This is a genomic window from Arthrobacter sp. JCM 19049 (assembly GCF_001310435.1).
On sequence record NZ_BAXF01000060.1, the window covers coordinates 1 to 9,559 of the forward strand.

Consider the following 9,559-nt stretch of genomic DNA (forward strand, 5'->3'; position numbering starts at 1 on the left):
AGCGCGCAGACCCAGGGCGGATGGTCGGCCAAGCGCCTGGCCCAGTCCACCGGACAGCTGGGCCGGCAGCTCAGTGAGGCCGGGGTGAACGTGAACCTGGCGCCGGTGGCCGACACGGTCCCCAAATCGCTGGGGGCCGGCAACGCCCCCATCGGGCAGTGGCAGCGGAATTTCGGTTACGACCCGGACACCGTGTGGGATGCGGTGGGCGAAGTGAACCAGGCGCTGGATGATGCCGGGGTGCAGCCGGTGATCAAGCACTTCCCGGGCCTGGGAAGGGTGAAGGGCAACACCGACACCACCGAACGCGTGGTGGACACCGTCACCGACGCCCAGGACCCATACCTGCAGCCCTTTGTGCGCGGCATTGAACAGGACCTGGCCTGGGTGATGATCTCCAACGCCAGCTACTCCAAGCTCGACGCCAAGAACCCCGCCCCGTTCTCCCGGGCGATCATCGATGAGCTGCTGCGCGACCAGCTGGGCTATGAGGGCCTGGTGATCTCCGATGACCTGTGCGACGCAGCGGCCGTGTCCGAGACCGCGCTGGGGCAGCGGGCGGTGAAGTTCATTGCCGCCGGGGGCACCTTGGCCCTGTGCGTGCAGGCCGATGAGGCGGTGCAGATGGTGCAGGCGATTGCCGCCCGCGCCGCCAAGGACGGGGCCTTTCGCCGACACCGTGCGCCAGGCGGCCACCCTGGTGGTCACCGAGCACCTGCGGGCGCAGGAGTAAGTGCAAGAGCCCCGGTCGTGCCCCCAGCATCTGCTGGGAGCACGACCGGGGCTCGGTACCTCAGGACGGAACAAGTCCTGCCGGATCGTGCCGGCTAGTTCTTGTGGTGTCCCGACTTGTGTCCGTCGACCACGGTGAGCACCTCGGCGCGATCACCATCGTTCTGCGGCTTGTGCTTGTTCTTCTTCTCACCGAGCTTTCCGGTGCCGTTGTGCAGGTGCAGCAGCAGCGCCTTGGACTCCTTCTTCACGTTCTCGACGCTGACCGGGATGTGGTTGCCCTTCAGGTCGGTGAACAGGGTGCCGGTGGCGCCGAAGTCCAGCTGCGGGCTGGCGACGTTGAAGTCGATCCACTTCGTGGTGTCCACCGGAACCAGGGCGCCCTGGTCATCGGTGTGGTACCAGGAGTAGGACTGCACGCGGTAGGAGATCTTGCTGCTGGACTCATCCAGCCCAGCGAGCTGAGGGCCACCGGCAGGATCGCCACGTTCGTGTCGAAGGTGTTGGTGTCCACGTCTCCCAGCACGCCGTTCAGCGGCTGCAGGTCAACCTGGGCCCCGGTCTTCGAGTCGAATGTCGCCACCAGGTCCAGGTCGATGTCATCGAGCTGGGTGGTGAACGAGACGTAGTCGGCCTTGCCGTCCCCGTTGGTGTCGAATTCGACGTCCAGTTCGGTGGCGCCGGCCAGGTTCGCCCAGTTGTCCCAGGTGGAGATGCCGATGTTCAGCAGCCCATCGGCCACCCCGGTGCGCGGGGCAGTGGTGGAGGCGCCCACGTACTGCAGGTCCATGGCGCTGGCCACGGGGATCGACTCCAGCGCTTGCCCTCACGCTTGCTGGTGGCGCCCAGTTCGAACGCGCCCAGCAGGCTGGTCACCTGGCCCTCACCCTTGCCCAGCGCCAGATCCTGGCCCTTGAGCTTGATGCTGGTCTGGTTCTGCCCCTTCTTCAGCTTCCTTGACCTGCCCGCTCATCTCGGGCAGTGGGCTTCGGCGCGGCCTGGACCGGTACCCGCAGTGGGGGCCTTGGAGCTGCTCAGTTCCACGCGCCCGGTCACGTCGCTGACCCAGGCCCGGGCCAGGCCGGACTGGGTGCGCTCCATGGTCGGGTCCATGGTCTTGGAGAACTTGCGCGGGTCGATGCGCAGGGTCACGTTGACCTTGGCGCTCTTGCCCGGGGCCACCCGCACCGAGGAACGGTCCAGGCTGTAGCTGGCACCCGGGATCTCGGTCGAGGCACGTACTTCAGCTTGTAGTCCACGCTCTTCTTGCTGGTGTTCTTCACCGTGATCGAACGGGTGGCGGAGAACTTCTTCTTCGCGTCCAGTTCAATGACCCCGAACACCACGGAGGTCAGGTCCGGGTTCTTGGTGTCGAAGGCGTAGGCCGGGGAGGAGATTGCAGCATCGGCCATCACCCGTCCGGCGCCCACGCGGTTCGGCCCGTAGGCCTTGCCGTTGGCGGCCAGCACGTCGGCGGCGGCGGCGGTGTTCATGATCAGGCTCTTGGCCTGCTCCGGGCTGTAGTTTTTGCCTTCCAGCACCAGGGCGGCCACACCGGCGACCATTGGGGTGGCCATCGAGGTGCCGGACTTGACGGACGGACGGTTTCCGGTGCCTACGGCCACGGAGCCGATCTGCGTTCCGGGGGCCGCCACGTCCGGCTTCACCACGCCGTTGGAGCCGTGCACGCCGCGCGAGGAGGAGGAGTTCAAGGTGTCCTTCGCCCCGGAATCCCCGGAGGTGGCCCCGATCAGCTCGGGGGACAGGGTGACCTTCAGGGTTCCGGCCTCGGCCGCCGGGCGCAGCTTCTTGGAGTTGTCCAGGGTCAGCTGGGCGCCGGGGATGGTGGCGTTGCCGGCGATCCCGGCATCAAACAGGTTCGTTTCCGAATCCAGCAGCACCCCAGTGGCGCCCCCGGCTTCGGCGTTGTTGAAGCGGGCGGCGGAGCCACAGGGGAACTGCCCGTCTTCGCTCCACTGCAGCCACACCCACTTGCCCTTGAGCGAATCGGCCGCAAAGGCTCACAGCCAAAGGCGTTGGAGGACGGGGCCATGACCACTTCACCGCTGAGCTTGGCAAGATCGGCGGAGGTGTAGTTGAAGTTCGAGGAGTACTGTCCGGCGACGGTGCCGGCCACATCGGCCGGGGCATCGACCTGGATGCCGTCCAGGGAAACCTGCGAGCCACGGTGTTGGCCACCGTCAGGGAGCTGCGTGAGTTGCCCGGCGAACCGCCGATGTCGGTAACGTCCCCGGCGTTGCCGCTGGCGACGACCGAGAGGATCCCGGCCTTGCTCAGCGCATCAACGATGTCGTTTTCCGGGTCCTGCGTGGGGGAGCGGTCCGAACCCAGGGACATGTTCACCACGTCGGCGCGGTCGGAGAAGTCCCCGTCGCCGTTCGGGTCCAGCACGTAGTCCAGGGCCTGGCCCACCACGGCGGAGGAACCGGAGCAGCCAAAGACGCGGATGCCGATCAGCTGGGATTCCGGCGCCGTGCCCGGACCGACGCGCATCGTGGAGACCTCCTTGGCGGTGAGCTTGGAGTAGTCCCCGCTGAAGGTGGTGCCATCGGCGTTCACGCCGTAGCCCGAGGAGCTGCCGGCCACGTGGGAACCGTGCCCTGCGCTCTGGCAGTCCAGCGGGTTCGGGTCGGGGCGCGGCACCGGCTGGTAGTCCGCAGCCTTCGGGTCGGCATTGTAGTCATCGCCCACCAGGTCCCAGCCGCCAATGAACTTCTCGGGATCCAGCAGGCCGGAGTCGGCCGAAGGCAGTTCGTGGGAGGCCTGGGCCTGCTTGTATCCCTCCAAGGTCCCCGGACCGCCGAATCCGGCGTGGGTGTAGTCCACGCCGGTGTCCAGCACGGCGATCTTCACGCCCTCGCCGGTCTTGCCCAGCGCCTTCCAGCTTTCCAGCGCGCCGGTGTCAATGACGGCGCCGCGGTTGGTTGGATGCTTGGGAACGATGGCGCTGATCTTGGCAACGTCCGGGCTTTCAGCCAGTTCGCGCAGCTGTTCGGCATCGCCCTTCAGCGCCACGCCGCGCAGCGTGTTCGCCGTGGTGTACAGGACTTCGGACTTTGATTCCTTGGCCAGCGCCTTGCCGCGCTTTTCGACCTCGGAACGGATCTGCTTGACCCGCTTGGTGTTCTTCTTGCGGGTCTTGACCTCCACTTCCTCGAAGGCGCCGGCGCCTTCGAGCTGAACGTATACCGATACTTCACCGCTGGCCTTGGCCAGCGGCCCGGAGACCTTCAGGTCCTCCAGGGTTGAATTGTGCTTGCCGCCAAGCGACTGTGCTGCCTCACCGTCGGCAGGTCGCGGCACCGGGGCCGCCATGGTGGGTGAGGATATGGTGACTGCCAACGCCAAGGCGGTGGCCGACGCCATGACCGTACGGGCAAGGCCCGATGGGCGCCGAGTGATCATGATTCTCCTAGCTGGGCTGGAAAGCGGAATCATCCTGCGCGAGTATCGGCTCCCGGCAGAAGCACCCCATTGCCCCAAGATCAGTCGCCGCTAGGCTTTCTTGACGTCCGCTCGTGCGTCAAGATCCCACCGTTATCTTATGTGACCATGACCACATTTCAAGCGTTTATTGAATAGTGATCTTCGGAGCTTCGCATTTTCACTACCCAGCGGGCGATAACGGGAGGAAAAATGCCGCGAGATTCCCGGCCCGGAGGCGGTTCGCAGCCCGCGCGGCGTTCATAGAAGTATTACGCCATCTGACGTCCGCCCCCGGCCGGGGGCGGAGATCAGCTGGCGTTGTCGGTGCTGTGGGGTGCGGGCGCCGGGGCTACACCCGGTTGATCAGCGCCTGCAGCCGTTCGCCCATTTCAATGATGCGTTCGGCCACGACCGCCGCGGGATCCGGGTTGATTGCGTTCTTCGGCGGCAGTACACGGATGTTCTGCGGGCATTGGAAGTCCGAGCAAATCAGCGTGCCCAGGCTGTTGCCGTTGCGTCCGCTGGCGCCCGAACGCCGGGCGTTCCACATGGTGACGGGGTTGGTGGCATTGACGTCACGGCAAATCTCGCACATGATCGCGCGCTTGACCTTCGGGGTGGTGTCCGGCGCGCGCAGCAGCAGTGCGCGGGTCGTGCCGTCCGGGCCCGTGGCGACCAGGTAGGCGCGCTGCGGCATTTTAGGATCGCGCCAGCCCAGGAAATCATGTTGCTCCCACTGCAGGGTGGGGAAGCTTTCCGGAAGGGTGAGTTTGCGGGCCTCGGAGCGGGAGGCGTTGATGAAGCTGGAGCGGATGGTGGATTCGGTAATGGGCTGCATGAGGATGTCCTGGCGTAGGTGGGTGCGGACAAGGCGCACCGGCGGGTAGGGAGGCTAGGCCCTGCAGCGAACATCGGGGACGCGAAACGGCGGCAGCGCGCGCGGCGCACTGCCTGAGGTGGCGTTAACCCCGTCCGCCGGCAGGGGCGAACGGGCGGGGAATCCTCAAGCCCATGTGGGCCACACCCCTTTCCCGTGCCAGGCACGTATCGCAGTCAGCAGACAAGTCATCGGCGGCTCCGGCAAGGGCGGAACCAGAATGAGCCTGCGGCGCCAGCAGCGGCACACGACTCACTTTTTAGGGTAACAGCCAACGAACGCCGAGGATCTCACATTCCCGGGGGAGATGCGCCACAAGGGGGCAGTATCGCAATACTGCCCCCTTGTGGAATCCTGCGTGGCAGGAGTCTAGCGACGTCCGCCCTGCCAGAGGGCATCGAACGGGGTGGCGCCCGAGACGCGGTGGCGGATGCCCTCGGTCACGAACTCCTTGGCGGTGCGGGCCGCCTCCAGTGGGGAGGCGCCCTTGGCCAGCTCAGCGGTCACGGCGGCTGCCAGGGAGCAGCCGGCGCCGGAGACGGCAACATCACCAATCTTCTTGGCGCGCAGCACCTCCAGGGTGGTGCCGTCGTAGAAAACGTCGATCGCGTCCTCACCGGCAATGCGGACCCCGCCCTTGGCCAGCACCGCGGCGCCGGAGGCCTCGTGGATCTTCTTGGCGGCGGCGATCAGGTCTTCCTCCGAGGAGATCGAGATCCCGGACAGCTGCTCGGCCTCGAAGTGGTTCGGGGTGACGAAGGTGGCCAGCGGCAGGAGGTTCGCCTTCAGGGCCTGGTCGGTGTCCAAGGCGTGGCCCGGTTCCTGGCCCTTGCAGATCAGCACCGGGTCGAGCACGACGTTCTTCCACGCCTGCTTCTTCAGGGCGTTGGTCACGGTGTCGATCGTGGTCGGCGAACCCATCATGCCCAGCTTGACGGTGTCCAGGCTCTCGGCGTAGCAGGCCTGCACGGCCTCGAGCTGGTCGGCGATCACCTGGGCATCGACCGGCACGAAGCGGTGGTTCCAGTTGTCCTTCGGGTCAAAGGAGACGATGCAGGTCAGCGCGATGATGCCGTAGGTGTTCAGTTCCTGAAAGGTCTTCAGGTCGGCCTGCGCCCCGGCGCCGCCGGTCGCTTCGGAACCGGCGATGGTCAGGGTGATGGCAGGGCGTTCAGCAGTGCTCGTAGAAGTCATAGTTCAAGTGTAGGGAATCGGCGGGGATGCTCAGTTCGATTCACGGGACATGACACTGATCTGTGTGGCCTTGGACCAGCCGGGCGCCAGCGGGTTGGCGTGCTGCTCCTCGGCGACCAGCAGCATCCAGCTCATTCCGTGCTGAAATGCCGAGCCGGCGAAGTTGGCCAGTACGGCCCTTCGGGCCAGGTCCGGCTGGGAGGGCGAGTACAGGTCCGGGTCGGAGAGCAGCGCGAAGTTCGAACCCAGGTGCATCCGCCCGCGGGCGACGGGGCGGTCAAAGTCGGTGACCTCCACGACGTCGTAGTTATCCATCGGTGCTTCAAAAATGGTGGAGGTATCGGGCAGCTTGATGACCTGCTCGACATCTTCGGGCTTCCCGGCCAGCAGGACGAGCGTGGCGGTGTGCTGCCAACCCTGCTGCGAAAGTTCGGTCGCGGCCTGGTCATTGCGGGCGCCGAGCAGCATCAGCCGGGTCGCGTCGGAAGGGGCCTTCCAGGAGCCTGGGGCCAGTAGCGCAGCAGCTCCACATCATTGCCGTCCTCGGAGACCGAGCGGACTTCCTCCGGGGAGGGCACCGAGGGAATGCGGTCCCGCAGCAGGGCATAGCTGTTCGTCCATTCCGGAAGCTGTCGGGCTGCGGCGTTCATGCGGGACTCCTCTGGTGGTCAGGGCCTGGGATTCGTACTTTCGACTTTACGCCCATTTGCCGCCCCGTCCAGATCAGTGTGACCAAACCCGGGCCGGGAACCGCTGCGTCAGGAGGCCAGGTTTCCGGCGGCAGGACGCCCGGGGTGGGTGCCTGGGGTTCCTCGGCGTCCCGGGCTGCGGAATCATCCAGCAGCCCCAGCAGGTCATCGAACAGGGAGCGCACCACCGGCAGCCGGGAGAGAACCGCGAACTTCGCGGCAAGGGGCGCCGCATTGCGCATTAACCGGCGGGAGCGGCGCTGGTTTGCAGTGCTGTCATAGGCCCAGAGGAAGAACAGCATCCGGGAGAGCAGCAGCAAGAAACGCGGCAGGTCCCGGCGGATTCCCAGCGGCGGCAGGGGTCGGGCCTGCTCGACCACCTGCTGCCACATCTTCAGCTCGGTCTCCCGGCCCGGCGCGCCGGTGGGCTCCGCCTCGCCGAGCAGCACCTTCAGAAAAGTGGGGCCAAAGCCGTGGTACGGCTGCAGTACGCCGACCGAGATATCCAGTGCGCTGTGGATATTGCTTTCCAACGTGTTGCCCTCTGTCAGGACCTGCTGGCAACGCTCGAACTGTTCCTGGCGCAGGCGCAGCAGCAGCTGTCCGACAATCTGTTCCTTGGACTCGAAGTAGTAGTACGCGTGCGACAGCGACACACCGGCCCGCTGGGCGATGACGCGCATGCTCGCCTCCCGGTAGCCGAGCTCGGCAAAGGCCTCCAGGGCGGTCTGCAACAGTTCGGCCCTGGTGTTGCGGCCCTTGCGGGTGGCTGGCTGCACGGCGGTGATTCTCCTTCAAGGCCCGACGATCACGGTCCCGGGCTCCATTCTACGTACTTTTGAACGCGTTCAAAATAACGGTTCGAAAACGACGGATCCAGGCCTGAATCAACTGAAGCCCCCTGTTCCTACCGGATGTTGATCGAAGAACACCAGATGGAAATGGGTTTGTGAGCCTAGCCGTATCCACTGTGACGCGGCTTACTTTTGACCCGACAGGCTGCAGGCGGCCAAAAGTGCTGTGGTTCTTCGAATGGGGCTGGCCGACCGGCGGGAACCGGAAGGGGCAACAAGCGCCGGGCAGGCCGCTGGGCCCAGCACCATCCAAGGGGCCGAAGCGTGGGATAATGGTGGGGCAAGTGCTAATACAGCGGGGTCCGGTCGGCCCCACTTCCGGGGCGGATCGCCCCACCCCTCCAAACGGAAACCGCAACCGGTTTCCCGCGGGCGGCGAAGTGGGAGGGCAGGCAGGACCCTGGCGAACCACTTCTAATGAGGAAAATTTCATGGGCGCATCAAACGCTAACTCCCTGACCGAACATCGCTCCAAGGCCATTTTCGCGGCCACCGGCAGTCCCTATTTCTCCACCGTCCTGGCCCTGATGGCCACCGTGGTCATCCTTTCGAACATCGGCGCCTCCAAGGGCGTGGCGTTCGGGCCGATCATCACCGACGGCGGGTTCTTCCTGTTCCCCATCGCCTACATCCTGGGCGATGTGATCTCGGAGGTGTACGGGTTCAAGGCCGCACGCCGCTCCATCCTGGTCACCTTCGCCCTGGCCATCTTCGCGGTGGTGTGCTTCTGGATCATGATTGCCCTGCCGTCGGCCGACTTCTATGACGGACAGCAGGCCCTGGAGCGCACCCTGGGCCCGGTGTGGCAGATCGTGCTCGCCTCCGTGCTGGGCTTCCTGACCGGGCAGATGGCCAATGCCTGGGTGCTGGTCAAGCTGAAGGAACGCTTTGGCGAACGTGGACTGATCGGCCGCCTGATTGGATCCAGCGGGGTTGGTGAATTCCTGGACACCCTGATCTTCTGCTCCATCGCCGCCTCGGTGATCGGCATCGCCGATGCCGCCAGCTTCATCAACTACGTGGTGGTCGGCTTCGTGTACAAGACCGGGGTGGAGATCATCTTCGTTCCCCTCACCTCCCTGGTGATCCGCTGGTTCAAGCGACGCGAGCCCGGGTACCGGGACGCTGGCCTGCAGGGCCAGGACTAGGGCGAAATCCTCCACGCGGAGGATGCCTCTGCCACCGCGGGGCCGATAGCTCGAAAGATGAGCGAAGCGGCCCCCACCATCGGCATTCAGGGCCTGGTCGCCGGTTACGGCGCCCAGGCCCTGTGCGCACCCCTGGACCTGCAGCTGCACCCCGGGCAGGGGGTTGGCATCATCGGGGTCAACGGCAGCGGGAAGTCCACGGTGCTGCGCGCCATCTTTGACCTGCAGGCGCCGCTGGAGGGCAGCGTGCGTTTCGGGGACGAACCGATGAACGCGGCCGCGCTGGACTACCGGCGCAAACTGGCGCTGCTGGTGGAGGACGCCGCCTTCCTTGACGAGCTGAGCGTGGCCGAACACCTGGACCTGGTCGCGCGCGGACACCAGGTCCGGGACCCGGAACAGGCCGTGGCCCGGGAGCTGGACTTCTTCGGCCTGCAGCCGGTGGCCGCACACCTGCCCCACGAGCTCTCCTCCGGCCAGCGGCGCAAGCTGATGCTCGCCGCCGCCTGATCCGGCCGGCGGACTACCTGGTGCTTGATGAACCCGAACAGCGCCTGGATCCCCAGTCCAAGGCCCGGCTGGCCGAGCGGCTCAGACGCCGCCGCGAGCAGGGGGCCG

The 9,559-nt window shown here is 65.9% G+C and carries 14 protein-coding genes; 4 read left to right on the top strand and 10 right to left on the bottom strand.

Going from position 1 to position 9,559, the window contains the following annotated elements; genetic code table 11:
* On the top strand, positions 1 to 831 hold an 831-nt coding region (locus JCM19049_RS04940; protein WP_279402491.1), incomplete at its 5' end, for a glycoside hydrolase family 3 N-terminal domain-containing protein.
* Here JCM19049_RS04940 and JCM19049_RS04945 read toward each other — a convergent pair.
* The 5 genes from JCM19049_RS04945 to JCM19049_RS04965 form a co-directional block, all read right to left on the bottom strand.
* Complete coding sequence (locus tag JCM19049_RS04945; RefSeq protein ID WP_054821004.1) at positions 828 to 1,100, bottom strand: hypothetical protein; 273 nt, start codon at positions 1,098 to 1,100, stop codon at positions 828 to 830. The genes JCM19049_RS04940 and JCM19049_RS04945 overlap by 4 nt on opposite strands.
* Positions 1,016 to 1,534, bottom strand: coding sequence for a hypothetical protein (locus JCM19049_RS04950; protein ID WP_054821005.1), 519 nt, complete (start codon positions 1,532 to 1,534; stop codon positions 1,016 to 1,018). The genes JCM19049_RS04945 and JCM19049_RS04950 overlap by 85 nt, the downstream gene beginning before the upstream one ends.
* Positions 1,535 to 1,701: 167 nt before the next feature.
* A complete protein-coding gene (locus JCM19049_RS04955) occupies positions 1,702 to 1,920 on the bottom strand; it encodes a hypothetical protein (protein ID WP_054821006.1) in 219 nt (72 codons plus the stop codon).
* A complete protein-coding gene (locus JCM19049_RS04960; RefSeq protein ID WP_054821007.1) occupies positions 1,881 to 2,633 on the bottom strand; it encodes a S8 family serine peptidase in 753 nt (250 codons plus the stop codon). Before JCM19049_RS04960 ends, JCM19049_RS04955 begins: the two co-directional genes overlap by 40 nt.
* Entirely contained in the window at positions 2,602 to 4,068 is a 1,467-nt protein-coding gene (locus JCM19049_RS04965; protein ID WP_279402492.1) for a S8 family serine peptidase, read from the bottom strand. Before JCM19049_RS04965 ends, JCM19049_RS04960 begins: the two co-directional genes overlap by 32 nt.
* On the opposite strand from JCM19049_RS04965, the gene JCM19049_RS18710 reads away from it, so the two are divergent.
* Positions 4,067 to 4,252 carry a hypothetical protein gene (locus JCM19049_RS18710; RefSeq protein ID WP_279402493.1) on the top strand — a complete coding sequence of 62 codons (186 nt, stop codon included), beginning with the start codon at positions 4,067 to 4,069 and terminating at the stop codon, positions 4,250 to 4,252. The genes JCM19049_RS04965 and JCM19049_RS18710 overlap by 2 nt on opposite strands.
* Before the next feature lie 276 nt (positions 4,253 to 4,528).
* On the opposite strand, the gene JCM19049_RS04970 is transcribed toward JCM19049_RS18710, so the two are convergent.
* The 5 genes from JCM19049_RS04970 to JCM19049_RS04990 all read right to left on the bottom strand — a co-directional run bounded on the left by JCM19049_RS04970 (position 4,529) and on the right by JCM19049_RS04990 (position 7,718).
* Positions 4,529 to 5,017, bottom strand: a complete 489-nt coding sequence (locus JCM19049_RS04970) for an FBP domain-containing protein (protein WP_054821009.1) — start codon at positions 5,015 to 5,017, stop codon at positions 4,529 to 4,531.
* Between the two features lie 408 nt (positions 5,018 to 5,425).
* Positions 5,426 to 6,250, bottom strand: a complete 825-nt coding sequence (locus JCM19049_RS04975) for a hydroxymethylpyrimidine/phosphomethylpyrimidine kinase (protein WP_054821010.1) — start codon at positions 6,248 to 6,250, stop codon at positions 5,426 to 5,428.
* Positions 6,251 to 6,280: 30 nt separating this feature from the next.
* Positions 6,281 to 6,718, bottom strand: a complete 438-nt coding sequence (locus JCM19049_RS04980) for a hypothetical protein (protein WP_054821011.1) — start codon at positions 6,716 to 6,718, stop codon at positions 6,281 to 6,283.
* On the bottom strand, positions 6,718 to 6,900 hold the full coding sequence (locus tag JCM19049_RS04985) for a hypothetical protein (protein ID WP_054821012.1): 183 nt from the start codon (positions 6,898 to 6,900) through the stop codon (positions 6,718 to 6,720). The genes JCM19049_RS04980 and JCM19049_RS04985 overlap by 1 nt, the downstream gene beginning before the upstream one ends.
* On the bottom strand, positions 6,897 to 7,718 hold the full coding sequence (locus JCM19049_RS04990) for a TetR/AcrR family transcriptional regulator (RefSeq protein WP_054821013.1): 822 nt from the start codon (positions 7,716 to 7,718) through the stop codon (positions 6,897 to 6,899). The genes JCM19049_RS04985 and JCM19049_RS04990 overlap by 4 nt, the downstream gene beginning before the upstream one ends.
* A 506-nt stretch (positions 7,719 to 8,224) precedes the next feature.
* Here JCM19049_RS04990 and JCM19049_RS04995 point away from each other — a divergent pair.
* Both JCM19049_RS04995 and JCM19049_RS05000 read left to right on the top strand, forming a co-directional pair.
* Positions 8,225 to 8,941, top strand: a complete 717-nt coding sequence (locus tag JCM19049_RS04995; RefSeq protein ID WP_054821014.1) for a queuosine precursor transporter — start codon at positions 8,225 to 8,227, stop codon at positions 8,939 to 8,941.
* A gap of 57 nt (positions 8,942 to 8,998) precedes the next feature.
* Positions 8,999 to 9,451 carry an ATP-binding cassette domain-containing protein gene (locus JCM19049_RS05000; protein WP_054821015.1) on the top strand — a complete coding sequence of 151 codons (453 nt, stop codon included), beginning with the start codon at positions 8,999 to 9,001 and terminating at the stop codon, positions 9,449 to 9,451.
* Positions 9,452 to 9,559 lie beyond the last annotated feature (108 nt).